This window comes from Streptomyces sp. CG4, from assembly GCF_041080655.1.
Taxonomy (GTDB): Bacteria; Actinomycetota; Actinomycetes; order Streptomycetales; family Streptomycetaceae; genus Streptomyces.
In genome coordinates this window covers 3,878,228-3,903,816 of the sequence record NZ_CP163525.1, presented here as the reverse complement: position 1 = coordinate 3,903,816, position 25,589 = coordinate 3,878,228, and the positions used below count along the sequence as shown (strand labels likewise).

Annotated in this window: 20 protein-coding genes and 1 pseudogene; 13 read left to right on the top strand and 8 right to left on the bottom strand. The window is 72.4% G+C overall.

The genetic code is table 11. The features are described from left to right. Nucleotides 1-92: 92 nt before the first annotated feature. The 6 genes from AB5L52_RS17605 (at nucleotide 93) to AB5L52_RS17580 (ending at nucleotide 10,069) form a co-directional block, all read left to right on the top strand. Nucleotides 93-1,778, top strand: a complete 1,686-nt coding sequence (locus AB5L52_RS17605) for a serine/threonine-protein kinase (protein WP_369364955.1) — start codon at nucleotides 93-95, stop codon at nucleotides 1,776-1,778. Nucleotides 1,779-1,973: 195 nt separating this feature from the next. Further along, entirely contained in the window at nucleotides 1,974-3,734 is a 1,761-nt protein-coding gene (locus tag AB5L52_RS17600; RefSeq protein WP_369364953.1) for a serine/threonine-protein kinase, read from the top strand. Nucleotides 3,735-3,811: 77 nt separating this feature from the next. Then, nucleotides 3,812-5,437: a serine/threonine-protein kinase gene (locus tag AB5L52_RS17595; protein WP_369364951.1), complete on the top strand. Its 1,626-nt coding sequence runs from the start codon at nucleotides 3,812-3,814 to the stop codon at nucleotides 5,435-5,437. A gap of 45 nt (nucleotides 5,438-5,482) precedes the next feature. Then, nucleotides 5,483-6,442 carry a protein kinase gene (locus AB5L52_RS17590; RefSeq protein WP_369364949.1) on the top strand — a complete coding sequence of 320 codons (960 nt, stop codon included), beginning with the start codon at nucleotides 5,483-5,485 and terminating at the stop codon, nucleotides 6,440-6,442. 136 nt (nucleotides 6,443-6,578) lie between these two features. Beyond that, nucleotides 6,579-8,192 carry a succinic semialdehyde dehydrogenase gene (locus tag AB5L52_RS17585; protein WP_369364947.1) on the top strand — a complete coding sequence of 538 codons (1,614 nt, stop codon included), beginning with the start codon at nucleotides 6,579-6,581 and terminating at the stop codon, nucleotides 8,190-8,192. A gap of 98 nt (nucleotides 8,193-8,290) precedes the next feature. After that, on the top strand, nucleotides 8,291-10,069 hold the full coding sequence (locus tag AB5L52_RS17580) for a GMC oxidoreductase (RefSeq protein WP_369364945.1): 1,779 nt from the start codon (nucleotides 8,291-8,293) through the stop codon (nucleotides 10,067-10,069). A gap of 744 nt (nucleotides 10,070-10,813) precedes the next feature. Here AB5L52_RS17580 and AB5L52_RS17575 read toward each other — a convergent pair. After that, complete coding sequence (locus AB5L52_RS17575) at nucleotides 10,814-11,071, bottom strand: chorismate mutase (protein ID WP_351021542.1); 258 nt, start codon at nucleotides 11,069-11,071, stop codon at nucleotides 10,814-10,816. A 300-nt stretch (nucleotides 11,072-11,371) separates the two neighbouring features. On the opposite strand from AB5L52_RS17575, the gene guaA reads away from it, so the two are divergent. Continuing rightward, nucleotides 11,372-12,952, top strand: a complete 1,581-nt coding sequence (guaA, locus tag AB5L52_RS17570; protein WP_351021540.1) for a glutamine-hydrolyzing GMP synthase — start codon at nucleotides 11,372-11,374, stop codon at nucleotides 12,950-12,952. A 19-nt stretch (nucleotides 12,953-12,971) separates the two neighbouring features. On the opposite strand, the gene AB5L52_RS17565 is transcribed toward guaA, so the two are convergent. Beyond that, nucleotides 12,972-13,448 carry a pyridoxamine 5'-phosphate oxidase family protein gene (locus AB5L52_RS17565; RefSeq protein ID WP_351561449.1) on the bottom strand — a complete coding sequence of 159 codons (477 nt, stop codon included), beginning with the start codon at nucleotides 13,446-13,448 and terminating at the stop codon, nucleotides 12,972-12,974. Between the two features lie 140 nt (nucleotides 13,449-13,588). Here AB5L52_RS17565 and AB5L52_RS17560 point away from each other — a divergent pair, with 140 nt between their 5' ends. Then, nucleotides 13,589-14,383 (top strand): class II aldolase/adducin family protein, encoded by a 795-nt coding sequence (locus AB5L52_RS17560; RefSeq protein WP_369364942.1) that lies wholly within the window; start codon nucleotides 13,589-13,591, stop codon nucleotides 14,381-14,383. A gap of 28 nt (nucleotides 14,384-14,411) precedes the next feature. Here AB5L52_RS17560 and AB5L52_RS17555 read toward each other — a convergent pair whose 3' ends face one another. Further along, nucleotides 14,412-15,299, bottom strand: coding sequence for a DUF4429 domain-containing protein (locus AB5L52_RS17555; RefSeq protein ID WP_369364940.1), 888 nt, complete (start codon nucleotides 15,297-15,299; stop codon nucleotides 14,412-14,414). A gap of 188 nt (nucleotides 15,300-15,487) precedes the next feature. Between AB5L52_RS17555 and AB5L52_RS17550 the strand changes: the two genes are divergently transcribed. Both AB5L52_RS17550 and AB5L52_RS17545 read left to right on the top strand, forming a co-directional pair. Further along, on the top strand, nucleotides 15,488-16,768 hold the full coding sequence (locus AB5L52_RS17550) for a hypothetical protein (RefSeq protein WP_351561455.1): 1,281 nt from the start codon (nucleotides 15,488-15,490) through the stop codon (nucleotides 16,766-16,768). Nucleotides 16,769-16,981: 213 nt separating this feature from the next. Next, on the top strand, nucleotides 16,982-17,512 hold the full coding sequence (locus AB5L52_RS17545; RefSeq protein WP_351021668.1) for a DoxX family membrane protein: 531 nt from the start codon (nucleotides 16,982-16,984) through the stop codon (nucleotides 17,510-17,512). Nucleotides 17,513-17,565: 53 nt separating this feature from the next. Here AB5L52_RS17545 and AB5L52_RS17540 read toward each other — a convergent pair whose 3' ends face one another. Both AB5L52_RS17540 and AB5L52_RS17535 read right to left on the bottom strand, forming a co-directional pair. Continuing rightward, on the bottom strand, nucleotides 17,566-17,775 hold the full coding sequence (locus tag AB5L52_RS17540) for a hypothetical protein (RefSeq protein ID WP_369364938.1): 210 nt from the start codon (nucleotides 17,773-17,775) through the stop codon (nucleotides 17,566-17,568). Further along, nucleotides 17,762-19,213, bottom strand: coding sequence for a PspC domain-containing protein (locus AB5L52_RS17535; protein ID WP_369364936.1), 1,452 nt, complete (start codon nucleotides 19,211-19,213; stop codon nucleotides 17,762-17,764). The genes AB5L52_RS17540 and AB5L52_RS17535 overlap by 14 nt, the downstream gene beginning before the upstream one ends. Before the next feature lie 211 nt (nucleotides 19,214-19,424). Here AB5L52_RS17535 and AB5L52_RS17530 point away from each other — a divergent pair, with 211 nt between their 5' ends. Both AB5L52_RS17530 and AB5L52_RS17525 read left to right on the top strand, forming a co-directional pair. Continuing rightward, on the top strand, nucleotides 19,425-20,714 hold the full coding sequence (locus AB5L52_RS17530) for a PspC domain-containing protein (RefSeq protein WP_351021526.1): 1,290 nt from the start codon (nucleotides 19,425-19,427) through the stop codon (nucleotides 20,712-20,714). Beyond that, nucleotides 20,711-21,454, top strand: coding sequence for a LuxR C-terminal-related transcriptional regulator (locus AB5L52_RS17525; protein WP_369364933.1), 744 nt, complete (start codon nucleotides 20,711-20,713; stop codon nucleotides 21,452-21,454). Before AB5L52_RS17530 ends, AB5L52_RS17525 begins: the two co-directional genes overlap by 4 nt. 17 nt (nucleotides 21,455-21,471) lie before the next feature. On the opposite strand, the gene AB5L52_RS17520 is transcribed toward AB5L52_RS17525, so the two are convergent. Next, nucleotides 21,472-22,536 (bottom strand): NlpC/P60 family protein, encoded by a 1,065-nt coding sequence (locus AB5L52_RS17520; protein WP_369368911.1) that lies wholly within the window; start codon nucleotides 22,534-22,536, stop codon nucleotides 21,472-21,474. 481 nt (nucleotides 22,537-23,017) lie between these two features. Between AB5L52_RS17520 and AB5L52_RS17515 the strand changes: the two genes are divergently transcribed. Next, a complete protein-coding gene (locus AB5L52_RS17515; protein ID WP_351021522.1) occupies nucleotides 23,018-23,371 on the top strand; it encodes a hypothetical protein in 354 nt (117 codons plus the stop codon). 23 nt (nucleotides 23,372-23,394) lie between these two features. On the opposite strand, the pseudogene AB5L52_RS17510 reads toward AB5L52_RS17515, so the two are convergent. Both AB5L52_RS17510 and AB5L52_RS17505 read right to left on the bottom strand, forming a co-directional pair. Then, a pseudogene (locus AB5L52_RS17510) lies at nucleotides 23,395-23,972 on the bottom strand (hypothetical protein); the annotation flags it as partial. 417 nt (nucleotides 23,973-24,389) lie between these two features. Then, nucleotides 24,390-25,589 (bottom strand): NlpC/P60 family protein, encoded by a 1,200-nt coding sequence (locus AB5L52_RS17505; protein WP_369364931.1) that lies wholly within the window; start codon nucleotides 25,587-25,589, stop codon nucleotides 24,390-24,392.

Genomic DNA, 25,589 nt, shown 5'->3' with positions numbered 1-25,589 from the left:
GTGCTGTCACCTTGGTACCCCGCTGGTTCCCTGATGGCAGACCGGTCCTTAATCTGACCCTGTCAAGAGCATTGCGGGGCAACGTGAATCAGATGCAGGGCCTGCTCGTAGCGGGCCGCTACCGACTCGCCGAATCCATCGGCAGCGGCGGCATGGGCCGAGTGTGGCGTGCCCACGACGAGGTGCTCCACCGGACGGTCGCCGTCAAGGAGTTGACCGCGGCGCTCTACGTCTCCGACGGCGACCGGGCCGTGCTGCTGGCCCGCACCCGGGCCGAGGCCCGCGCCGCCGCGCGCATCAGCCACTCCGCCGTCGTCACCGTGCACGACGTCCTGGAGCACGACGGCCGCCCGTGGATCGTCATGGAGCTGGTCGAGGGCAACTCGCTGGCCGACGCGGTCAAGGAGCGCGGGCGCGTCGAGCCGCGGGAGGCCGCGCGGATCGGGCTGTGGGTGCTGCGGGCGCTGCGTGCCGCGCACTCCGCCGGCGTCCTGCACCGGGACATCAAGCCCGGCAACGTCCTGCTGGGCCGGGACGGCCGGGTGCTGCTCACCGACTTCGGCATCGCCCAGATCGAGGGCGACTCCACCATCACCCGCACCGGAGAGGTCGTCGGCTCGGTCGACTATCTCGCGCCCGAGCGGGTGCGCGGCCACGATCCGGGCCCGTCCTCGGACCTCTGGGCGCTCGGCGCCACCCTGTACACGGCGGTCGAGGGCCGTTCACCGTTCCGCCGTACCTCACCGCTGAGCACCATGCAGGCGGTCGTCGAGGAGGAGGCCGACGAGCTGCGCCACGCGGGTGCGCTCGGCCCCGTCATATCCGCCCTGCTGCGCAAGGAACCGGACCGGCGGCCGAGCGCGGAGGAGGCGGAGCAGATGCTCGCCGAGGCGGCGGAGGGCCGCCGCCCGTCCACGGCCCAGGCGTTCGTCCCCACCCAGAGTTCGGGCGTGGGCACCGGCGGGGCGGGCACCTCGGGCTACGGCTCCCACAGCTATACGACGGGTGCCACCGTCCCCGGAGCGCAGGCGGCACCGGGCCGGTCCGCGACCGGGCAGACGGCTGTCGCCCCCGCGCCTGCCGGCCCGGCGCCGGTACGGCCCAGACCGAAGCCCCGGCGCCGGCTGCGCACCCTCGCCCTGGTCGTCGCCGTCGCGGCCGTGCTCGGCGGGGGCGCGGCGGTGGCCTTCCAGGAGTGGGGCGGCACGGCGCAGGACACCGGGGCGAGCGGGGGCGGCGCCGGCCCCGCGACGTCACCGTCCGCGAGCGGCAGCACGCCCCCGGGCCCCGAGGGCGGGGTCCCCGCCGACTGGCAGCTGTACCACGACCCGCTCGGTTTCAGCCTCTCCCTGCCCAAGGGCTGGAAGCGGACGGTCTACCAGAACCTGGGCAACCTCAAGCAGATCGACTACAGCCCGGACGGCGGCCTGCACTTCGTCCGTATCGCCATCGACAGCTCGCCGGACTTCGCCAACGCCTTCCAGCACCAGACGGATCTGGAACAGCAGTTGCAGCGGCTGGTCGACTACAGGCGAGTGACCCTGAAGGCGAACATCTACCGCGACCGCAACGGCTCGCTGTGGGAGTACACCTGGACCGCGCTCAAGAAGGACCCGCCGCACGTCGCCGGTCCGCGGCACGCCATCGAGGAGACGTATTTCTCGCGCGCGGGCATCGAGTACGCCCTCTACATGTCGACGCCGGCGGAGGACTGGGCGAAGACCAGCAAGCAGTTCAAGTGGGTGCTGCAGAGCTGGCAGCAGCCGAACGACGGGTGACGCGACGGGTGCGGCGACCGAACGGCGGCCGACGCGAGGGCTGATGCGACGGCCGACGCGTCGGCTGATGCGACGCTGATGCGGCCGAACGACCGCTGCCGACGGCCTGTTCGGCCGAAAATCGCTGGTTGAACGGCCCGGCTTGGCCGATCGGCGCCCCGGAGCGCATGGGTCCGGTGCGGCATGATGGGGCGCATGGGGACCGAGAGCGCCGACTTCCGGGTGATCGCGGGCCGTTACCGCCTGGAGGCACGCATCGGGCGTGGCGGCATGGGCGTGGTGTGGCGGGCCACCGACCAACTGCTGGGGCGCCTCGTCGCGGTCAAGGAACTCCTGCCGGACGACTCCCTGTCCGAGGACGACGCGCGGCGCCGCCGGGACCGCACCTTCCGCGAGGCGCGAGCGGTCGCCCAGCTGCGGCATCCGCACATCATCGTCGTGCACGACGTGGTGGAACAGGACGAACGCCCTTATCTGGTCATGGAGTTGGTCGAGGGCGGCTCGCTCGCCGACCGGATCTCCCGGCAGGGCCCGGTCGACGCCGCCGAGGCCGCGCGGATCGGCATCGCCCTGCTCGGCGCGGTGCACACCGCGCACGCGGCAGGGGTGCTGCACCGGGACATCAAGCCCGCGAACGTCCTGATCGAGTCCGGCAGCGGCCGGCTCGTGCTGACCGACTTCGGCATCGCGCAGGTCGCGGGCGCCACCACGCTCACCGAGACCGGCTCCTTCGTCGGCTCGCCCGAATACACCGCGCCGGAGCGGATGTCGGGGCTGCGCACCGGGCCGGAGTCCGACCTGTGGTCGGTCGGCGCGCTGCTGTGCACGGCGCTGAGCGGCGAGTCGCCGTTCCGGCGGGACTCGCTCGGCGGCATCCTGCACGCCGTCGTCGCCGCCGACATCCGGCCGCCCGCCGAGGCCGAGCCGCTGCTGCCGGTCGTACGAGGGCTGCTGGAGCGCGACCCCGACCGACGGCTCGGCGCGGCCGCGGCCGAGCAGATGCTGCGTACGTTCCTGGAGACGGGCCGGACCCCGGAGGCACCGGGTACGCCCGGCGCGCCGGCCCCCGGGCTCGGCCACCGGATCGTCGGAGGCCTCGTGCCGAGGCCGGGGGCGTCCGGAGCGGCGGGGAGCCGTACGCCGGCACCCGATGCGGCGGGAGGCCGTACGCCGAACGCCGCGTACACGCCGACCCAGCGGGACGTTCCGCACGGCGGACCGCAGCCGGCCGGCGCGTCCGGGGCGGGAACGGAGGCTCCGGCCCGCACCTCCACGCGCGGTGTGCTGCTCGCGGCGCTGCTCGTCGCCGCCCTGGCGGGGGCCGGCGTGTCGGCGGCGGCGCTGCTGCTGCACGGAAGCGGGGACGGGGGCGGCAGCAGCCCCGGCGGTACGGCGACCTCCCCGGCCACCGGGACCAGCACGAGCCCGGCCATGCCGCCGTCCTCGTCCCCCTCGCCCACCACCGGCGGTCCGACGCCGACCGGCTCGAAGACCTCGGCCGGCTCGCGTACCGCGCCCTCCGGCTACCGCACCTCCCGGGACCCGGCCGGCTTCTCCCTCGCCGTACCGCAGGACTTCAGCCGCAGTCCGCAGGGCGAGCGCGTCTTCTACCTCTCGCCGGGGAACACCTTCCGCCTCGGCGTCAAGGTGGCCGATCCCCAACCGGGCGGCCCGCAGGGCGTGATGGCACGCTCGGCCGCCAAGGGGCCCGCCACCAACCCCGGTTACCACGACGGCAGGGTCACCGGCACCACGCACGACGGACACCCGGCCGCGCTCTGGGAGTTCACCTGGGACGGCTACAGCGCGGCGGAGGGCCCGCGCCACACCTACGACCTGTGCTGGGAGGAGTCCGGGCGGATGTACGACGTGTGGGTGTCGGCGCCGCTCGGCAAGGTGCGGGAGGCGCGGGAGTACTTCGACGTGGCGCTCGACACCTTCCGGGCGGGGGCCTGACGGCCGCTCGGTCACGGGTTCGTGACCGGTTGCCCATCCCTGTGGCTGGGCGGCGCAGGGCGCGATAGGGATGACGCATGAGCAGTGACGGGGGAGCCGGCCAGGGAGCCGACGAAACGACGAGTTACCTTCTGCAACCGCCGAAGCGGGACCCGGACGCAGCGCCGCACGCGCCGTCGGACGTCCGGCCCGGCCCCCTCCCGCCCCAGCGGCAGGAGGCGGGCGACGGGCGGCTCATCGCCGGCCGGTACCGGCTGCTGGGCAAGCTGGGCCACGGCGGGATGGGCACCGTGTGGCGGGCCCAGGACGAGACGGTGGACCGGGAGGTCGCCGTCAAGGAGCCCCGGCTGCCCGACCACCTTCCCGAACAGGAACGCGCCAACGCCTTCGAGCGCATGCGCCGCGAGGCCCGCGCGGCGGCCCGGCTGGACCATCCGGCGGTGGTGAACGTCCACGACGTCGCGGTGGTCGACGACCGGCCCTGGATCGTGATGGAGCTGGTGCACGGCCGCAGCCTCGGCGACGTCCTCGGTGAGGGCACGCTCGGCGCGCGCGAGGCGGCCCGGATCGGCCTCCAGGTGCTCGGCGCGCTGCAGGCGGCGCACGCGGCGGGCGTCCTGCACCGGGACGTCAAGCCCGACAACGTCCTGCTCGGCCGGTACGACCGGGTGGTCCTCACGGACTTCGGGATCGCCCGGATCGAGGGCGACACCCGGCTCACCGACACCGGCGGCTTCGTCGGCTCGCCCGAGTACATCGCCCCGGAACGGGTGCTGGGGCAGCGGCCGGGGCCGGCGAGCGACCTGTGGTCCCTCGGGGTGCTGCTCTACGCGGCCACGGAGGGCGTCTCGCCGTTCCGCCGCAGCAACACCCCGGCCACCCTCCAGTCCGTGCTCAACTCCACCCCGGCCGCGCCCGCGTCCGCCTCCGGCCCGCTGGCCGAGGTCATCGAGGGGCTGCTCCGGAAGGACCCCGCGCACCGGCTCCCGGCGGACCGGGTCCGCGCGCTGCTGGAGGAGGCGACGAGCCCCCCGGTGCCCACCCGGCAGGTCGTCCGGGTGTCCGCCCCCGCCGCGCCCGTCCGGCGCCTCGGCCGTGCCGTGTGGCTCGGCGCGGGCGCGCTGCTGGCCGCGGCCGCGGTGGCGGCGTACCTGGTGCTGGCCGATCCCTTCGCGGGCCCGCTGCCCGCCGGCTGGGCGCAGCAGCCGGAGGCGAGGCTGGGCGCCACCGTCGCCGTGCCCGCGGGCTACCGGGCCGTCCGGCCCGCCAAGGACGCCCCCGACAAGAACTGGGTGACGTACGAGGACTGGAGCGGTGGCGTCTGGATCACGCTGTCGCTGGCCAGGAAGTCGCAGGACTCCCTGAACGAGATCAAGAACAGCGCGCGGTCCCAGATGTACGCCGACGACGAGAAGTTCCGCAGCTCGGGCGAGTACACCCTCGCCATGCCCGCGGGTGCGCGGACACACCCGGACGACACCGCGACGTACCACGGCAAGGAGGCCGCGGAGAACACCGCCGTGTACACGACCAACGACAGCCAGAACCCCCGCCCGCGCGAACTCCGGATCTTCTACTACCGGACCACTGCCGGAGACATGTACCGACTCACCGTCGGCTACCCGGGCAGGGGCGACTTCACGGCCCGCGGCCGTGAGGTGGCCAAGGCGGCGATCGCGAACCTGGGCATCGACAAGCTCTGAACCCCCGTTTCGACAAGGGTGTGGTGTACACGGTACTCATGTGACATGAGTGGAGACGGCGAACACCCGCCCGACGCACGTCTGATCGGTGGCCGCTACCGGCTCACCGGGCGCCTCGGGGCCGGGCCCGCCGGGACCGTCTGGCGGGCCCGGGACGAACAGGTGCCGGGCCGCGAGGTCGCCGTCAAGGAGCCGCTGCTGCCCGGCGATCCGGCCGCCGACGAGGACTGCCGCCGCATCGCCCACCGGCTCTACCGCGAGGCCCGCGCCGCGGCTCGGGTGCGCCATCCCTCCGCCGTCGCGGTGTGCGACGTCGTCACCGAGGGTCAAGTCCCCTGGATCGTCATGGAGTTGGTGGCGGGCGAGTCGCTGCAGGAGGCCCTGCGCCGCGGCCCCCTCCCGCCGGCCGAGGCCGCCCGGATCGGGCTCGCCGTCCTCGGTGCGCTGCGCGCCGCGCACGCCGTCGGCATCGTGCACCGGGACGTGAAGCCGGCCAACGTCCTGCTGGAGTCCGGCACCGGGCGGGTGGTCGTCACCGACTTCGGGACCGGTGACGGACATCCGGGGGACGCGCCCGCCGGTTTCGTCGCCCCCGAGCGCACGGGCCCCGGCGCCGGCCCCGCCGCCGACCTGTGGTCCCTGGGCGCCCTGCTCCGCGCCGCCCTGGGGGACACGGATCCCGGCCCACTGGGCCCCCTGCTGGACCGACTGCACGCCGACGAGCCGGCGGCGCGTCCCGGCGCGGAGGAGGTCACGGCGGCACTGCGGACGTACCTGGGCGTCGGGCCCGTACGAGATCCGGCCCCGGACCCGGCGCAGGCCCCCGCCCCGGATCCTGAGCCGGAAGCCACATCTCCTGAGCCGGAAGCCGCATCCGACCCCGCCTCCGGATCCGCACCCGCACCGGCACCCGCGTCCGGATCTGCACCGGCACCCGCCCCCCGTCGCCGTACCCCGCGCACCGCGCTCGGGCTGCTGCTGGCGAAAAAAGCCGGATTCGAATGATCGTTCTGCTCGCCGCCGTGCCGACGCCCTGATCAGCACATTCACTGCCAGTGATCACTGGCAGTATGTGAGCAGTCGGTGAATCCGCGTTACCGACGGGTACACAAAGCCTGCGCTCCGGCATACCCTGCGCGTCATGACGGACACGCAGGCCCCGGACAGCACCGGCACCAACCCCCTCGCGCCCGCACCCGAAGGCGCCCGCACCGCCGCCGACGTGGTCACCCCGGAGCTGGTCGCCCAGCTCACCAAGGGCGTCGTCGGCTCCGGCCGTACGGCCAACCACACCCCGTTCACCGGCGAGAAGCTGGCCGACCTGCCCGAGTCCACGCCCGAGGACGTGCTCCAGGCCTTCGAGGCCGCGCGCACCGCCCAGGCCGTGTGGGAGAAGACCCCGGTACGGCAGCGGGCCGCGGTCCTGCTCCGCTTCCACGACCTGGTGCTGGAACGCCAGGCCGAGGTGCTCGACCTCATCCAGCTGGAGACCGGCAAGGCCCGCCTGCACGCGCACGAGGAGGTGCAGGCCGTCGCGGTCGCGGCCCGCCACTACGGCCGCAAGGCCCCCGCCTATCTGCGGCCCAAGCGGCACACCGGCGCCGTCCCCACGCTCACGAAGGTCACCGAACTGCGCCACCCGCGCGGGGTGGTGGGCCAGATCGCCCCCTGGAACTACCCCCTGGAGCTGTCCGTCGGCGACGCGCTGCCCGCCTTCGTCACCGGCAACGCGGTCGTGATGAAGCCGGACACCGAGACCTGCCTCACCGCGCTCTGGGCGCGCGACCTGCTGATCGAGGCCGGCCTGCCCGAGGGCGTCTTCCAGGTCGTGCTCGGCGAGGGCCCGGTCGTCGGCCCGGAGGTCGTCCGGCACGCCGACTACGTCTCCTTCACCGGCTCCACCCGCACCGGGCGCGAGGTCGCGCAAGGCGCGGCGGCCCGCCTGGTCGGCGTCTCCCTCGAACTCGGCGGCAAGAACGCCATGCTGGTGCTGGACGACGCCGACATCGAGAAGGCCGCCGCCGGCGCCGTACGCGCCTGCTTCTCCTCGGCCGGACAGCTCTGCATCTCCATCGAGCGGCTGTACGTCCACGAGTCGGTCGCCGACGCCTTCCTGGAGCGCTTCGCCGCCCGCACCCGGGCCATGCGGCTCGGCAACTCCCTCGCCTACGGCGCCGACATGGGCTCGCTGGTCGGCGAGCGCCAGCTGAAGACCGTCGAACGGCACGTCGAGGAGGCCGTGTCGAAGGGCGCCAAGGTGGTCGCGGGAGGCAAGGCCCGCCCGGACATCGGCCCGTACTTCTTCGAGCCCACCATCCTCGACGGCGTCGAGGACTCCATGGCCGTGTGCGAGGAGGAGACCTTCGGCCCGGTCGTGTCGGTCTACCGCTTCTCCTCCGAGGACGAGGCGGTCGAGCGCGCCAACGGCACGCCGTACGGCCTCAACTCCTCGGTCTGGACGAAGAACCCCCGGCGCGGCCGCGAGGTCGCCGCCCGCCTGCGCACCGGCACGGTCAACGTCAACGAGGGCTACGCGCCCGCCTACGGCAGCGTCCAGTCCCCGATGGGCGGCATGAAGGACTCCGGCCTAGGCCGCCGCCACGGCTCCGAGGGCATCCTCAAGTACACCGAGGCCCAGACCGTGGCCCAGCAGCGCCTGCTGCCGATGGCGCCGTCGCTGGGCATGGACGACGAGGGCTACGCCCGCTTCATGAGCACGAGTCTCCGCCTGATGAAGGCATTCCGGTTCAGGTAATTCCCCAGGGGCGCGGGGCTGCATTTGATATGCGGCTCCGCCGCAGGGGCGCGATCAACCACAGACGGCCCGCCCGCGAAACTCAACGAGGAGACCCCGTGCCCCAGGACGCTTACGACTACGACGTCCTCGTCATCGGCTCCGGCTTCGGCGGATCGGTGTCCGCCCTCCGCCTGACAGAAAAGGGCTACAAAGTCGGCGTGCTGGAGGCGGGACGCCGTTTCACCCGTGAAGCCCTGCCCAAGAACTCCTGGGACCTGAAGAACTACCTCTGGGCCCCGAAACTCGGCATGTACGGCATCCAGCGGATCCACCTGCTGGGCAACGTCATGGTCCTCGCGGGCGCAGGCGTCGGCGGCGGCTCGCTCAACTACGCCAACACCCTCTACGTACCGCCGAAGGCCTTCTTCGACGACCCCCAGTGGCGGGAGATCACCGACTGGCAGGAGGAGTTGAAGCCGTACTACGACCAGGCCCAGCGCATGCTCGGCGTACGGCTCAACCCGACCATGACCCCCTCCGACGTGCACCTGAAGGCGGCGGCCCAGCGGATGGGCGTCGGCGACACCTTCCACCTCGCCCCGGTCGGCGTGTTCTTCGGCGACGGCAAGGACTCGGACGGTACGGCGAAGGCGCAGCCGGGCGGGCAGGTCGCCGACCCGTACTTCGGCGGAGCCGGTCCGGCCCGCAACGCCTGTACCGAGTGCGGGGAGTGCATGACCGGCTGCCGGCACGGTGCGAAGAACACCCTGAACGAGAACTACCTCCACCTCGCCGAGCAGGCGGGCGCGGTCGTCCACCCCATGACGACGGTCGTGTCCGTCACGGACGACTCACGGGGCGGGTACGCGGTGGCGACCCTGCCGACGGACCGGAAGAAGAAGGGCGAGGGCCGGCTCTTCACCGCCCGCAGGGTGGTCCTCGCCGCCGGCACCTACGGCACGCAGACCCTGCTGCACCGTATGAAGGCCGGCGGCCAGCTGCCGTACCTGTCGGAGCGACTGGGCGACCTGACCCGCACCAACTCCGAGGCCCTGGTCGGCGCGCAGACCGACAACCGCCGCTACCGCAGGGCGACCGGCGAGCCGCGGGCCGACTTCACGCGCGGTGTCGCCATCACGTCCTCGATCCACCCCGACGAGAACACCCACATCGAGCCGGTCCGCTACGGCAAGGGCTCGAACTCCATGGGCGGCCTGTCGATCCTCCAGGTGCCCTACGCCGAGGGCTCCTCCCGGGCCCTGGCCTGGCTGGCGAACGCGGCCCGGCACCCGCTCCTGGTCCTGCGCTCCCTCTCCAACCGGCGCTGGTCCGAGCGGACCATCATCGGCCTGGTCATGCAGTCGCTGGACAACTCCCTGACGACGTACCTGAAGCCCGGCGGCGTCGGCAAGGGCCTGCTGACGGCCCGCCAGGGCCACGGCGCCCCCAACCCGAAGCAGATCAAGGCCGCCACGGAGGCGGCCACCGCGCTCGCCGCCGAGATCAACGGTTTCGCTGGCAGCAACGTGGGCGAGCTGATGGGCACGCCGCTGACCGCGCACTTCCTCGGCGGCTGCCCCATCGGCGACTCCGCGGAGACGGGAGTGATCGACCCGTACCACCGCGTCTACGGCCACCCCGGCATCTCGGTCGTGGACGGCGCCGCCGTCTCGGCCAACCTGGGCGTGAACCCCTCGCTGACGATCACCGCGCAGGCCGAGCGCGCGATGTCCTTCTGGCCGAACAAGGGCGAGGAGGATCCGCGTCCGGCGCCGGGAGCGGCGTACGAGCGGCTGAAGCCGGTGGAGCCGCAGGCCCCGGCGGTCCCGGCGGAGGCGTTCGGCGCGCTGCGCCTGCCGTTCCTGGGGATGCCGGCGGTACCGCCGAAGAAGTAGGCCCCCGCTCCGGGGAAGCGAACAGGCCCGGCGCGGGCCAGTGAAGAGGGACCTGCATCCCCCTCCGAAGGCAGGTCCCTCTCGCCGTCTTTCCGACGTGCAGGTTTGATCAGCGACGACCTTCGACAGTTGCTCCAGCAACACCTCATTTTCGTGTGACGTGAGTCACGCCCCCCGGCTGCCGCTTCCCCGGTCATGACGAAGGGCCCCGCGGGACGGAGAGGCCGCGGGGCCCTTCTTTCAGTCAGCACCGACGTCAGGGCAGCGTCGGTGCCTGGGGCGGCGCCGGGGGGTGCGCCGCTGGTTCCGGGGTCCTCCGCCTCGGGGCGGACGGACGGGATACAGCAATGCCGTTGTCCGCGCGGGGACTTGGGGCTTCTACGCATCGTGCGGGATGGGCAACACGTCCGCAACCGTTCGACCCGGCACTGGTGCATCTATGCATGTTCCGCCGGTCGGCCCCGGGCGTCCCCGGGGCCGACCGTTCTCTTGGGTGACCGGGCTGCTGTCCCCTGCCGTCCGGTCACTTCCCTGGAGCGAGGTCCCACGGCGTACGGCACGACCCGTACGCCTCATCGCCCCAGTGAGCCACGCGTGGTTCTGTTCGGGCCCGCCCCTGGCTGGCACGGACACCCGGCTCAACGAAGCGATGCGCTGGCCGGTCACGCGCCGTACGGGTGAGACGGCGGTCGAACTCAGATCCGGCACTAGGGCCCGGGTCCCCGGACGGGCGGAACCGGACGCTCAGACGCGACCCCGGCACAGCTCCAGCAGGGTCATCGCGAGGCCGGTGCCCGGCTTGCCGAGCGCCTCGCGGTAGCGGCCGAGGATCTCCATCTCACGGGAGAGGTGCACCCGCCTGCCGCCCGAGGCGATACGGGCCTCCTGCACGACGGTGGACACGGCCATCCGCTCCTGGATGAGGCCGATGATCCGGTCGTCGAGCGCGTCGATGCGCTCGCGGGCGTCGGCGATGGTCGCTTCCGCGGTGGTGGTGGTCACGTGGGGCTCCTTGATCGGGAAGGTGGATGCCCCGGAACGACAGACCCCGGAAAACGACAGGCGCCCCGGGCCTTGTCGGCCCGGGGCGCCTGGGAAGTCGCTTGGCGGTTGGCTCAAGCAGCACGACCATGGCAGCCGGCGGGCCGGTTGCCATAGGTAAAGACGAAGGTCGAGTGCGTGAGCATGGCGTCAGTATGCCACGGGGGTCCGGGGGCGAGTGCCCGGTGACCGGGACCGTCCCACCCGCACCCCGTTAGAATCGGAACCACAGACCCCCGCCCGACCGCCGGAAGGCACCCCGTGTCATCAGCGACTCCCGCTGCCGCCGCCCCCGACACCGTCCTGGTCGTCGACTTCGGCGCGCAGTACGCCCAGCTCATCGCCCGTCGCGTCCGCGAGGCCCGGGTCTACAGCGAGATCGTGCCGAGCACCATGCCGGTCGCGGAGATGCTCGCCAAGAACCCGGCGGCGATCATCCTGTCCGGCGGACCCTCGTCCGTGTACGAGGAGGGCGCCCCCCGCCTGGACCGCGCGCTCTTCGAGGCCGGCGTCCCCGTCTTCGGCATGTGCTACGGCTTCCAGCTGATGGCACAGGTCCTCGGCGGCACCGTCGACAACACCGGCGCCCGCGAGTACGGCCGTACGGACCTGCACGTCTCCAGGACGTCCTCCACGCTCTTCGAGGGCACCCCGGCCGAGCAGCACGTGTGGATGTCGCACGGCGACGCCTGCTCCGCCGCCCCCGAGGGCTTCGCGGTCACCGCGTCCACGGACGTCGTCCCGGTCGCCGCGTTCGAGAACGACGAGAAGAAGCTCTACGGCGTCCAGTACCACCCCGAGGTCATGCACTCCACGCACGGCCAGCAGGTGCTGGAGCACTTCCTGTACCGCGGCGCGGGCCTGACCCCGTCCTGGACCACGGGCAATGTGATCGAGGAGCAGGTCGCCGCGATCCGCGAGCAGGTCGGCGACAAGCGCGCGATCTGCGGTCTGTCCGGCGGCGTGGACTCCGCCGTCGCCGCCGCCCTCGTCGCGCGCGCCATCGGCGACCAGCTGACCTGCGTGTACGTCGACCACGGCCTGATGCGCAAGGGCGAGACCGAGCAGGTCGAGAAGGACTTCGTGGCCGCGACCGGCGTCAAGCTGGTCGTCGTGGACGCCGAGGAGCGCTTCCTCACCGCGCTCAAGGGCGTCTCGGACCCCGAGGAGAAGCGGAAGATCATCGGCCGCGAGTTCATCCGCGTCTTCGAGCAGGCGCAGGCCGAGATCATCGCCGACGAGGGCCCGGCGGTCGAGTTCCTCGTCCAGGGCACGCTCTACCCCGACGTGGTCGAGTCCGGTGGCGGCACCGGCACCGCCAACATCAAGTCGCACCACAACGTCGGCGGTCTGCCCGAGGACCTCGAGTTCCAGCTGATCGAGCCGCTGCGCAAGCTGTTCAAGGACGAGGTCCGGATGGTCGGCCAGGAGCTGGGCCTGCCGGAGGAGATCGTCCAGCGCCAGCCGTTCCCGGGCCCCGGCCTCGGCATCCGTATCGTCGGCGAGGTCACCAAGGAGCGTCTGGACCTGCTCCGCGACGCCGACGCCATCGCCCGCGAGGAACTGACCGCGGCCGGCCTCGACCGCGACATCTGGCAGTGCCCGGTGGTCCTGCTCGCGGACGTGCGCAGCGTGGGCGTCCAGGGTGACGGCCGCACCTACGGCCACCCGATCGTGCTGCGCCCGGTGTCCTCCGAGGACGCCATGACCGCCGACTGGTCCCGGCTGCCGTACGACGTCCTGGCCCGGATCTCGACCCGGATCACCAACGAGGTCCGGGACGTCAACCGAGTCGTCCTCGACGTGACCTCCAAGCCCCCGGGCACCATCGAGTGGGAGTGAGCCCCCTTACCTACGGGGCTCAGGTCCGCCGGAGAGTCCGCACCGGCTCTCCGGGCTTCCAGACCTGGACGACGAGGTACTTCTCGTCCTCGACGTAGGTCCGTACGACCTCCGTCAACTCGGTGCGGAAGAGGTGGAACGGCTGCGGCGGTTCCACCTCTTTCACGTACGCCTCCTTCACCGCCGTACCGACGACCTCGTACGCCCGTCCCGCGATCCGCACGTCCCCGCCGGCCATGTCCGCGCCGTCGCCGGGATTCGCCTGGAGCGCGAAGCGCGGGTCGCGGCGCAGATCGAGGGCCTTGAGGGAACCGTCCATCATGCCGAGCCACAGCTCGCCCGCGCGGAAGTCGGCCTCCAGGCCGCTGGTGCGCGGCGAGCCGTCCCTGCGCAGGGTCGCGAGGACGTGATGACGGAAGGCGCCGAAGCGCTTCTCGACGATCGCGGCCAGTTCGGGTGCGGCCGTGGTGAAGGCCGCCCAGTTCACATGGGTCATACCGGCCAGTCTCACCGGAAATCCAGACAGGCTCTGTCGTGTTTACGGCGTGTACGTCATCTTTACAAAACAGCTCTGCCCTTTTGCGCTGACCGGCGGTAACTTCCGGCCCGTACGGCTATCCCCCCGCTGGAGGACCTATGCACGGGCCCACCCCGCCCCTGCCGCTGCCCACCGACCAGCTGCAGTTCGCCATGCCGCCGATGCACGACTCGGTCGAGGACGAGCGCCGGCACCGCAAGGAGCGGCTCGCTGGAGCCCTGCGGATCTTCGGGCGGGCCGGGCTCGAGGACGGGGTCTCCGGCCACATCACCGCACGCGATCCGGAACACACCGACTGCTTCTGGGTCAACCCGTTCGGGATGCCGTTCAAGCACGTGACCGTCGGCGATCTCGTCCTCGCCAACCAGGACGGGCAGGTCGTCGAGGGCCGCTATCACGTCAACCAGGCCGCGTTCACCGTGCATGCCCAGGTCCACGCCGCCCGCCCCGACGTCGTCGCCGTGGCCCACTGCCACTCGGTGCACGGCCGCGCCCTCGCCGCGCTCGGCGAGCTGATCGACCCCATCACCCAGGAGAGCTGCGCCTTCTACGAGGACGTGGCCCTCTACGACGGCTACACCGGTGTCACCGTCGACATCGAGGAAGGCCGCCGGATCGCCGGGGCGCTCGGTTCCCGCAAGGCGCTCGTGCTGCGCAACCACGGACTGCTCACCGTCGGCGACTCGGTGGACGCGGCCGCCTGGTGGTTCCTGTCCATGGAGCGGTCCTGCCAGGTGCAGCTGATGGCGAGGGCGGCCGGCCGCCCCGTCCTCATCGACCACAAACTGGCCGTCGCCACCCGCGAACAGCTCGGCGGCGACCTGGTGGCCTGGATCAACTACCAGCCCCTGTGGCAGGACATCAGCCGCAGCGAGCCGGACCTGCTCAGCTGACCCGAAGCCCGCGGCCGACCGGACCCGCTCAGCCGAAGCCTCTGAGCACGGCGGCCTTGGTCCGCGTGAACTCCTCGTCCGTGAGCACCCCGTCCCGGTGCAGCGCGCCCAACTCCCGCAGCCGGCGCAGCAGTACGTCATGGTGGTCGGTCTGCGCCGGTACGACCGGCCGCTGCCGGCCCCGGCCGTCCGCGGCGCCGCCCGCACGCGTGGAGGGATGCGGCAGCCGGGTGGTGACGGCCGTCGCGACCAGCGCGGTCAGCAGATCCCGCCGCACGCTGCCCCACAGATCCAGGGTGTAGGGGTCCCGCTCGGGCGGCAGCTTGGAGAACACCGTCTCCGGCGTCACGAACCGCAGAAAGCCGTCCTCGAACCCGGAGTTGGGCAGCCACTCCACCTGCAGCAGCTCGCGCAGGGCGATGATCCGCGGGCCGGTCGCGCGTTTGACCCGGTCGGAGGAGTCGGCCCAGTCGATGCGCACCTGCGTGCCGTCGAAGGAGACCGTGCCGTCGGAGGTCCGCACGGACACCGGCACCGGCGGGCCCGGCAGCAGATAGGCGGTCGTGGGCACCTTGGGGATCCGCTCCAGCAGCAGGGCGTGCCGGATCTCCTCCGCGACGTACTCCGCGACCCCGCCGCGATCCGCGGCCACCGTCAGCCGGTACGGGTCGGCCGGGTCCGGCAGCCGCCCGCCCGTCGCCTGCAGCAGCGGATCGGCGCCCTCGCGCAGCCGCAGCCGCAACCGGCCGCGCCTGCGCTCGGGTTCGTATCCGACGTCCGAGACCGCTTCCAGCGGTACGGAGATCTCCCCGTACGTCTGCCGGAACAGCGGCACGCAGCGGTGCAGTCCGGGGGTGATCCGGATCGTGCTGCCGTCGAAGGCCCAGGTCCCGTCCCGCTGGATGATCTCGGCCATAAGGGAATTCTCGCAGCCGGGTCAACACGGCGGCCCGTACTTCACCCGCCGTGACCCGGCCCGACGGTCCCGGACGGCCTGTCGTAGGGCACAATTCGCTTTCGATGCAAGGGAGTTGCACGGCGGCGAAGCCCTCTATCCCGGGGCCGCCGACCGGGCCGGTGAGTCGTGGGAGGAGGGCGCCGGGCGTGGCGGTACAGGAGGCGGGACTGGGCACGGATGTCGAGGGGATGCACGGAGGTGGCTGCACCTGCGGGGACTGTCCGCACGGCGTCCGCGAGGGGCACCGGCGGGCCGTTGCCGCGTTTCTGCGCCGGCGCGACGAGTTCGCGGCCGGACAGGGTTTGCCGGCGGCCGTGGCGTACTCGGCCTCGGCGTCCCGCCAGTGGGTGTCCGAGGAACTGACCCAGCGGGCGGAGGCCGTTGCCGAACGCGGCCGCGCGGAGGGTGCGGCCCGGCTCGCCCGGCTGTGGCTGCGCACGGTGTGGGCGGTGTGGGGCGCGGTTCTCGCGCTGCTGCTCGGCGAGGCGCTCACCGCCTTCGGCGCGGGCTGGACCGGCGCCCGCACCGGGGCCCTGGCCGCCGCGCTCGTCGTCGCCGGCACGCTCAGCGCCGCCTCCTGGCTGCACCGGGCGCGCGGCGGGGTGCTGGCCCCGGTGATCGGTGAGGACAACCGGATGTCCACCTCCCGTACGGTCGCCGCCTGCTGGGTGCTGTTCGTCGCCTACGCCGTGCTGCTGCTGGCCGCCCGGCTGGCCGGCGCCTCCGACCACGCCGAACGCGACGCGCTGATCTCGGGCCTCGATCTCGCGCGCGGCGCAGGCATGGTGACCGTGCTCGCCGTGGTGTGCGGCATCGCCATACTGGTCCGCCGGGTGGTGGGCCTGCGGGTCCTCGCGCAGCGGCTGCAGAAGGTGTCGGCGCACCGGCCGCGCGCCGCCGACCTGCTCACCGACGACTCCGGCCGGGGCGCCTTCGCCGACATCCAGTACGTCGCCATCAGCGCCGTCGCCCTGCTGTTCGCCGCCGTACGGCTGGCCCGCCGCCCCGACCAGCTGCCCGACCTGCCCTGGGGGCTGGGCGTGGTGGTGCTGATCTCGGCGGCGACCTATCTCGCCGGCAAGTACGCCGAGGGCGGCCGCCCGGTCGTCCTCTCCGTGGTGCGCGTCCGCGAACCCGGCGACCTGGACGGGCCGATCCGCACCGGCGACGACATCGAGATTCGCGGCGCCGGCTTCGTGCCCCCCGGCGCCCGGAGCGCCGACCGGCTCTCCCGCATGGTGGTCCGCATCGGCACCGTCGACGTGCACGTGCCGCTGGTCCCCGTCGCGGGCGGCTTCAGCAACCCCACCGACACCGTCCTGACCGTGCCCGTACCGGCCGATGTCGAGCCCGGAGCGGTCGAGGTGCAGGTGGTCACCGCGGCCGGGGTGGCGACCAACCGGTGCATCGTCCAGGTGACCGACTGACCCGTCCGCGTACCCGGCCGAACGCCCCCGCCGCCCGACGACCCCTGCATGCCGATCGCATCCGACGCACCCCGCCCGCCCCCTCCTCGCCCGAGAGATCGCACACGGGGCCGAACTCCGGAAAAACGTCCGGGAAGGGATTGAACCGCGCCCCCCAGCCGTACGTATGGTCAGGTGAGGGGTGGGACGGCGGGCGAGAGGCGGTTGGCGATGATGACTCACGGTATGCGGACCGACACGCACATGGACCGGCTGAACGGCCCGCACGGCTTGCGCGACACCGCCGCCCACTACGCCCTCCTGCCGCTCCGCGTCTTCCTCGGCGTCACCTTCATCTACGCCGGCCTGGACAAGCTCACCGACAGCGCCTTCATGAAGTCCGGCGGCGCCGGGTCCATCGGTGAGACCATGCGCGCGGCCCGCGACTCCGCCGCCATCCCGGCTCTGGTCGACCTGGCCCTGAAGGCCCCGGTCGGCTTCGGCTACGCCATCGCCGTCGGCGAACTGGCCGTCGGTATCGGCACCCTGCTCGGCCTGCTCGGCCGGCTGGCCGCCCTCGGCGGCGCGCTGATCTCGTTCAGCCTGTGGATGACGGTGAGCTGGGCGACGACCCCCTACTACTACGGCAACGACCTCGCCTACCTGATGGCCTGGCTCCCCCTGATCCTCGCCGGCGCCCCCTACCTCTCCGTCGACGCGGCCTGGCGAGCCCGCCGCCGCCACCGCCTGGGCGGCTACCGCTAGGCCTTTCCTACCGGGGCTGCCCCTTCAGGGGCTGCCTGATCCGGGCCGGACCGCTAGCCGCCCTCCGCGCCGCCCCGTCTGCGTATGCCCCGCGCCACCGTCGCGGTGGCACCGGCCAGGCACAAGCCGCCCACGATCAACGGCACGACCGCGAACCACGGCGTCTCCCACCATCCGCCCGCGTCCCCGGCGAAAACCACACCGGTGGCGATGAGGGAAAGCCCGGCGACCAGCCTCCCGGGCTGGAACTCATGACGCAGCACGACTGACCTCCACATCTCCCAGACCGACGCCGAGCTTGAGATCCAGCGTGCCCGCGTCCTTGACGCCCTTGGCCGGAGCCAGCGTCACGCTCTTGTGCCTGCCCGGCTGCACGTCCACGTCCTTTCCGTTCCCCCCGGGCAACCGGATGTCGCCCACTCCCACATCGATCTTCATCCGCACGGTCGCGCCCGCCGGCACGATCACCTTCAGCTGTCCCGCACCCACGTGGGCGTCCGTCGCGACCGTCCGTCCCTTGCCCGGCCGCACCCGGCTCAGGTCGAGGGTGCCGCGCCCGGTGCCGAGGTCGTACGCCGGCTGCACCTGCGCCGTCGCGGCGGGCGTCCAGGAGGTGTCCCTCCAGTGGGTGGTGATGTCCTTGGGCAGGGCCGACGCCCCGGCGAGCAGCGCCGCCGTGACGATCCCCAGGAACACCGTCCCGGCTCCCGTGCGCCCCAGGAACGCGCTGACCATGAGGCCCAGTCCGAAGACTCCCAGCGCGCATGCCAGACCGGCCTGCAAGCTGGTGCCCAGTGGATGCGTGTCCCAGGTCAGCCCGGTGCCCAGGCCGCCCGCTGTCAGGGCGAGCAGGAACACCCAGCCGCCTATCCAGCGCGGGCCGCGCGGTCTCGGGGGCGCGGGGGTCTGCGGCCGTAGGGAGCCGGGGTGGGTCCAGGGGGTCGCGATGCCGATGTCGATGACCGAGGTGAGGTCCCGGTCCCGGCTGTCGCCGGGTCCCCAGAGATAGCCGGTGCCGCCGACATGGGTGCCGTCCTTGACGATCGGGTCCCGCCACCACGACGGGTAGATGGCGACGATCGGCGGTGCCTGGGCCTCCGGCGGGGCGTCGGCGGCGGCCTGCGCGGACAGCGGGTCGGGGTCGGGGGCGCCACGGCGCCGCGACCAGTACCCGGTGCCCGCCAGCAGCAGGGAGAGCACCGCGGCGAAGGCCAGCACCCCGCCGTTTCTCAGCATGGTCAGGAAGATTCCGCAGCCGACCAGGGCGAACAGCACGGCGGCGAGCGCCTGGCCGTCGACCCGGCCGGTCAGCAGCTTGCGAACCTCGTTCTCCTCCTCGTCCTCGTACGGCACGAGGAGCCAGGCGAAGCCGTAGAAGATGAGGCCGATGCCGCCGGTCGCGGACAGCACGGCCAGGGTGATCCGGAAGATCACCGGGTCCATGTCGGTGTGCTGGCCGAGGCCCGCGCACACGCCCGCGATCATCTTGTGCCGGCGGTCGCGCCGGAACCGCTCGGGGGCTGCGGCGGCCGACTGGTCCTGGTCATGCCGCTGTTCGTCGGCATGCGTGTCGGTGCCGGCGCCGGCCGCTCCCCTCTTCTCCGTCGCGGCGGGCGCGGCATCCGTCGGTCCGGTGCCCGGGGCCGGGCGCGGGCCGGGGCCGGGTCCCGGACCCGTCGCGGCGTGCTCGTGATCCGTCATGCGTCCATGGTGACGGCCCGGCCGCCGCCGCGGCAGTCGGGACGACCCTGGGCGAACCCTGAAATCGGCCCTGAGACGGGCCGGGGAAGCGTTCGAGCGGCCCGGCACCGCCCCGCTCCGGTGCTCCCCGACCCGGCCCCGCCGAAGATCAGGGGTGTCTCGGGGGCCGACCCTGATGCCTGGCCCCGCCGGCCATGTGACCATCGTTGGCATGCCGGAAGCCGCAAGCCTGCCAGTCGACGACCCGCGGCCGCCGCGCAAGCTCTACCGCAGCAGCGACGGACGCTGGCTCGGGGGAGTGGCGCGGGGCCTCGCCGGGCATCTCGGGCTGCCCGTCATCTGGGTGCGGCTCGCCTTCGTCGGCCTGTTCATGGCCAACGGCCTCGGCGCGCTGCTGTACGCGGCGTTCTGGTTCTGGGTCCCGCTCGGCGTCGGCGGTGTCGGGGAGCAGAAGCAGTCCCTCGTCGGCACCGCGACCGCGCCGGACGGCCGCCGCAGACTCGTGGCCCGCAAGCCCGAAAAGGGCCAGATCGTCGCGCTGCTCCTCATGGTCATCGTGTCCATGGTCTTCGTGGGCAGCGTCAATCTGGGCAGCGCGGCCAAGGCGTATCTGGTGCCCGCCGTCCTCGTGGCAGCCGGTGTCGCCCTGGTCTGGCGCCAGGCGGACAACGCCCGGCGGGCCCGCTGGGTCGAGGTCGGCCGCCGGCGCCGCACCCTCACCCTGCTGCGCGCGGCCGCCGGCGTCCTGCTGGTCACGGCCGGTGTCTCCGCCATCTTCGTGCTGCAGGGCTCGGCCGCCCACCTCGGCGCGGTCCTCCAGGCGGCTCTCGTCGTCATCGTCGGCATGACCCTCCTCGCCGGGCCGTACCTGGTCCGCATGACCCAGGACCTGTCCGAGGAACGCCTGATGCGCATCCGTGCCCAGGAGCGGGCCGAGGTCGCCGCCCACGTACACGACTCCGTGCTGCACACCCTGACCTTGATCCAGCGCAACGCCGACAACGCGAACGAGGTGCGCCGCCTCGCCCGTGCCCAGGAACGAGACCTGCGCACCTGGCTGTACAAGCCGGAGGGCACAGGCAAGGACGAGGCCGACGAGCCGGGCACGGTCGCCGAGGCGGTGCGGCGCAGCGCCGCCGAGGTGGAGGACAAGCACGGTGTGCCCATCGAGGTCGTCGTCGTCGGTGACTGCCCGCTGGACGAGCGGACGGGCCCGCAGATGCAGGCCGCGCGCGAGGCGATGGTGAACGCCGCCAAGTACGGTGGCGAGGGCGGCGCCGTACAGGTCTATGCCGAAGTCGAGGGAAAGACGGTCTTCGTGTCCGTGCGGGACCGTGGCCCGGGCTTCGACCTCGACTCGATACCCGCCGACCGCATGGGCGTCAGAGAATCGATCATCGGCCGCATGGAGCGCAACGGCGGCACGGCACGGCTGCGGTCGGTGCCGGGCGGCGGCACGGAGGTCGAGCTGGAGATGGAGAGGGCGGAGAAGACGTCATGAGCGACGCGACCGAGACGAACGGCACGGCGGGAGCCAGCGAGGGGGCCGGTTCCGGGGCTGCCGGAGGCGGCGCGGGCGGACGGCACGTACGGGTGGTGCTCGTGGACGACCACCGGATGTTCCGCACCGGCGTCCAGGCCGAGATCGGGCAGACCGCCGAGACCGGTGTCGAGGTGGTCGGCGAGGCCGCGGACGTCGACCAGGCGGTCACGGTCATCACCGCGACCCGGCCCGAGGTGGTCCTCCTCGATGTCCATCTGCCGGGCGGCGGCGGTGTCGAAGTGCTGCGCCGGTGCGCGGCGTTGACGGCGGGCGCCGAGCGGCCGGTCCGCTTTCTCGCGCTGTCCGTGTCGGACGCGGCGGAGGACGTGATCGGCGTGATCCGCGGCGGCGCCCGCGGCTATGTCACCAAGACCATCACGGGCATCGATCTGGTCGACTCGATCTTCCGTGTCCAGGAGGGCGACGCCGTCTTCTCCCCGCGGCTGGCCGGGTTCGTCCTGGACGCCTTCGCCTCCACCGACGCCCCGCCCGTGGACGAGGACCTGGACCGCCTCACCCAGCGCGAGCGCGAGGTGTTGCGCCTGATCGCCCGCGGCTATGCCTACAAGGAAATCGCCAAGCAGCTGTTCATCTCGGTGAAGACGGTCGAATCCCATGTCTCGGCGGTCCTGCGCAAGCTTCAGCTGTCCAACCGCCACGAACTGACCCGCTGGGCGACGGCCCGCCGCCTGGTCTGACCCCTGCGGACCCGCCCCTACGCCACCCGGGTCGCCCCCGCGAACGGCATCAGGTCGACCGGGGCCAACCGGACCGGGGCCGAGGGATTCGGGGCGTGGATCATCTGCCCGTTGCCCACGTAGATGCCGACGTGACTGACCCCGGAGTAGAAGAACACCAGGTCCCCGGGCTGGAGTTCGGAGCGGGAGACGCGTCGGCCCGCGTCGATCTGGGCGTAGGTGGTGCGGGGCAGGGAGATGCCGGCCGAGCGGTAGGCGGCCTGGACCAGGCCCGAGCAGTCGAAGGCGTCCGGGCCTGCCGCTCCCCACACATAGGGGCTGCCGAGCTTGGCGTAGGCGTAGGAGAGGGCCGCCGCGACGCGGTCGTTCGGAGCCGTGGCCGTCCTGGCCTGCGCCTGCGTGTGCCGGGTGTCCGGGGCCGACCGGGAGGCTCGCCCCGGCGTGGCGCCGCCACCGGTGACCTCGGTCCGCTGTCGCGCGGTGAGTCCCGCCAGCAGCCGCCGGGCCGCGTCCAGCTTGGTGGTGATGGTCTTCTTCTGCCGTCTCAGCTGCGCCTGCCGCGACCGCAGCGACGTCAGCTCGACGCGCGCGGCGCCGCGCAACTGCTCGATCTCCCGCAGCTGTTCGCGCACCTGCGACACCGCGGCGGCCTGCCGGTCGCCGACCCGCTCCGTGAACGCGGCGGCGTCCAGATACCGGTCGGGGTCGCTGGACAGGGCGAGCTGTACGGCCGGGGCGAAGTCGCCGTCGCGGTACTGCGCCGCCGCGAACGAACCGAGCGTGCCCCGGGCCGAGTTGAGCTTGCCCTGTTTGCGGGCGGTCTCGTCGCGCAGCGCGTTCAGCCGTTGCTGCGCCGCGTCCGCGTCCTCCTTGGCGCCGTCGTACTTCTCGGTCGCTTCCTCGGCCTCCTGGTACAGCTGGTTCACCTTCGCCTTCACCTGCGTCGGCGTCAGCTGTGGCTCGGCGTGTCCCGTCCCGTCGAACCCCGTCGCGGTGGCCGCGCCCGCCAGGGCGAGCGTGGCGGCCGTCCGGGCCGTATGGCCACCGAGCGAGCGTTGCCGGGGCTTGCGGTGCGCTGCCACCTGGACCGTCACGTCCTTCCGTGCGACTCGTACGACCGAGGGGTCCGACCGGCCGGTCCGACCGAGTGGTGCGTACGTCACGTCCGGCGGCGGCCCGCACAGGGGAAACGGGCCACCGCCGGACCTTTCTCGGCGGTGGTGGCCGACTGCCGCCCCTGGCCGGGCGGCGGTGGGGAGCCGGTCACCTGGGGGAGGACGCTAGGCCTGTCTGTGACGAGCAGGTAACGGGGTGTACGGAACTGGCCCCGACAGAACGAGATGTGACCGCATGTGACCGCGAGCCCGTTCTGGAGTCGTCGCCTTCACGCAGCGTGGTGACCGAACCGCGGAAAGCGGGACGGGCGGGAGGTGCGGGGTGCTATGGGGCGCATAAATGCAAGACCGGAGCGAGCCCGATGAAAGGCCTCCACCACAAGATCGTCAGGCTGCGGCCGGGCCCGGTGACACAAGGCCCCTGTGCCCATGGTTAGGCTCCGGCCTCATGGACGTACTCATCCATCTCTTCGTCGGCCTGCACATCATCGGTATCGCCGCGCTGCTCGGCGGTTTCCTCACTCAGATGAAGGCGATGGGCCAGGGCACGGCCCGGTTCGTGCCCGGGATGCTGCACGGCGCGGTGACCATGCTGGTCACCGGCGTGATCCTGGTCGGGCTCAACCAGGCCGACCACCACCACGTCAACGCCATCAAGATCGGCGCCAAGCTGGCGCTGCTGATCGTGATCCTCGGGCTGGTCTACGTGAAGCGCGACGAGGAGAAGATCGAAAAGGGCGCGTTCGGCGCGGTCGGCCTGCTGACCATGGCGAACATCTTCATCGCCGTGCTGTGGACCTGACGGCCGTGCTGTGGACCTGACGGTCATCCGACCCCGCCGCCGGCGCGGGCCGCGCGCACCGCATCGGCGGCGAGCACGAGCCACACCACCACGGCCGCCCACAACAGCACCTGTCCCGGCCGGCTGAGCCACGGGACACCGACGGCGGTCGCGACCGACAGTGCCGCCGCCGTCATTCCCATCGGGAACACCGTCGACCACCGCCGCTCGTCGTGGCCGAGCCGGGGCCGCGCCGCCTCGGCGGCCGGCAGTACCGGACACCAGGCCAGATCCAGCACGAGCAGCAGGACCGTCACGGCGCGCAGCACACCGCGATCGTCGTCGTCCCACAGATACAGGCCCGCATCGTCCCCGGCGATGAGCAGTCTCGCCCCCCGGTCAGCGCCGAGATGGCGAGCGCCCCGCCCGGTATCCAGTGGTCGCCCGTCCCCTCCAGCACCTGCCGCACGTCGAAGTGCGCCAGCGCGAAGCCGTAGAGCACCAGGCCCAGCCGGCACAGCACCAGCGCCGTGTGCGCGAGCCACACCGTGCGCTCGGCCGCGGCCAGCGTGGCCGCCAGCACGGCCAGCCCCTGTGTGGTCACACAACACAGGAACACTGCTCACGGCGGCCCCGGCCGCGGGAAGCCGGTCCACCCACCCCCGCACGCAGACCCGAGATGCCGGGCATGCGCCCGATGCCGGAAGCCACGCGATCCCTGCCCGGGAAGGGCACGCGTGCGTGGACAGCGAAAACGTGGACAGCGAAAACGTGGACAGCGAAAACGTCGGTACGCGCGCGTGAGCCGCAAGAACGCCGCCAGGCACGACGGGAGCAAAAGACCGCAAGGCGCGGTGGGTGGCAAAAGGGGGCCAGGCGCGCGTGGGGAGCACGACGCCCCCACACGCGCATGGGGCGCAAGAACCCGCTGCCCACGCGTGGGCGGCAAAGACGCCGGCACGCGCGCGTGGGCGTTCAAAAGACGCGGCACGCGCGCGTGGAGCGCGGAAGGCCGGGGCGTACCCCGGCCCGGCGGCGATCAGCCCGGTCGGACCACGCTGTGGATGATCGATTCGCCGCCGTAGTAGATCGACTCCTCGCGGACGTACGCGCCCGGCTTCGGGGCGTGGATCATCATGCCGTTGCCTATGTAGACGCCGACGTGGCTGATGTCGTCGTAGAAGAAGACCAGGTCACCCGGCCGCGCATTCGCCAGGGAGACCGTGGTGCCCGCGTTGACCTGGTCGTACGTGGTGCGCGGAAGCGAGACGCCGGCGGCTCTCCAGGCGGCCTGGGTCAGGCCCGAGCAGTCGTAGGAGCCCGGCCCGGTGGCGCCCCACACATACGGCTTGCCTATCTGCGAACGGGCGAAGGCGATCGCCTTCTCCGCCTTCGTGTCGTACGAGCCGGACGTCGAGGAGCCGCCGGAGCCGGAACCCGTCGAACCGGACCCAGAACCGGAACCGGACCCAGAACCAGAACTGGAGCCGGATCCCGTGGACGAGGACGACGACGAGCCGGCCTGCTGATCGGCCTGCTGCTTCGCCAGCTCGGCCGCCTTGCGCGCCGCCTCCTCCTGCTTCTGCCGCTCGATCTCGGCCAGCCGCGCCTTCTCCTGGGCCGTCAGCTGCGACAGCAGCTCGCGCGCGGAGGCGAGTTTCTTCTGGACGGTGGTCTTGGCGGTCTGCAGGTCGTGCTGCGAGTCCGTGAGGGTCTGCAGGCTCTGCGCGGCCTCCCGCCGCATCTTCATGGTCGAGGCCTGCTCGCCGATGTAGGCGTCGACCGCGCTCTTCTCCCGCGTGGTCAGCCGGTTCATCAACTGGCTCTGGTCGAAGTAGTCCTGCGGGTTGTTCGCGAGCAGGAACGTGGCCGTGGGAGGAGCGGCCACGCCGGAGCGGTACTGGGCCGCGGCGAAGGAGCCCAGCTCCTCGCGGGCCTTGTTGAGGCGCTCGGTGCGCCGGGCGACGTCGTTGCGGAGCGAGTCGACGCGTCCCCGCTGTTTGCCGGTGCGTTCCTTGGCCGCGTCGTACTTTTCGGTCGCCGACTCGGCCTGGCGGTAGAGGTCATCGACCTTCTTCTCGACCTCCTCCAGGCTCGGCTTGGCGTGATCGGTTCCCGGGGCGGCCTCGGCGCTCTGCGAGAGCACGGCCATGGAGGTGAGGGCGGCGGTGGCGAGAGCGGGGGTGCGGAAGCCCGCGCCGATGGTCCCGCCGGGGCGCGGCTTGCGATGCGACGCCAA

What these genes read in the sequence shown, in the direction of transcription:
- AB5L52_RS17605 (WP_369364955.1), top strand. Translation starts at nt 93, where the DNA reads ATGCAGGGCCTGCTCGTAGCGGGCCGCTACCGACTCGCCGAATCCATC.
- AB5L52_RS17600 (WP_369364953.1), top strand. Translation starts at nt 1,974, where the DNA reads ATGGGGACCGAGAGCGCCGACTTCCGGGTGATCGCGGGCCGTTACCGC.
- AB5L52_RS17595 (WP_369364951.1), top strand. Translation starts at nt 3,812, where the DNA reads ATGAGCAGTGACGGGGGAGCCGGCCAGGGAGCCGACGAAACGACGAGT.
- AB5L52_RS17590 (WP_369364949.1), top strand. Translation starts at nt 5,483, where the DNA reads ATGAGTGGAGACGGCGAACACCCGCCCGACGCACGTCTGATCGGTGGC.
- AB5L52_RS17585 (WP_369364947.1), top strand. Translation starts at nt 6,579, where the DNA reads ATGACGGACACGCAGGCCCCGGACAGCACCGGCACCAACCCCCTCGCG.
- AB5L52_RS17565 (WP_351561449.1), bottom strand. Translation starts at nt 13,448, where the DNA reads ATGACCCATGTGAACTGGGCGGCCTTCACCACGGCCGCACCCGAACTG.
- AB5L52_RS17560 (WP_369364942.1), top strand. Translation starts at nt 13,589, where the DNA reads ATGCACGGGCCCACCCCGCCCCTGCCGCTGCCCACCGACCAGCTGCAG.
- AB5L52_RS17555 (WP_369364940.1), bottom strand. Translation starts at nt 15,299, where the DNA reads ATGGCCGAGATCATCCAGCGGGACGGGACCTGGGCCTTCGACGGCAGC.
- AB5L52_RS17545 (WP_351021668.1), top strand. Translation starts at nt 16,982, where the DNA reads ATGACTCACGGTATGCGGACCGACACGCACATGGACCGGCTGAACGGC.
- AB5L52_RS17535 (WP_369364936.1), bottom strand. Translation starts at nt 19,213, where the DNA reads ATGACGGATCACGAGCACGCCGCGACGGGTCCGGGACCCGGCCCCGGC.
- AB5L52_RS17530 (WP_351021526.1), top strand. Translation starts at nt 19,425, where the DNA reads ATGCCGGAAGCCGCAAGCCTGCCAGTCGACGACCCGCGGCCGCCGCGC.
- AB5L52_RS17525 (WP_369364933.1), top strand. Translation starts at nt 20,711, where the DNA reads ATGAGCGACGCGACCGAGACGAACGGCACGGCGGGAGCCAGCGAGGGG.
- AB5L52_RS17515 (WP_351021522.1), top strand. Translation starts at nt 23,018, where the DNA reads ATGGACGTACTCATCCATCTCTTCGTCGGCCTGCACATCATCGGTATC.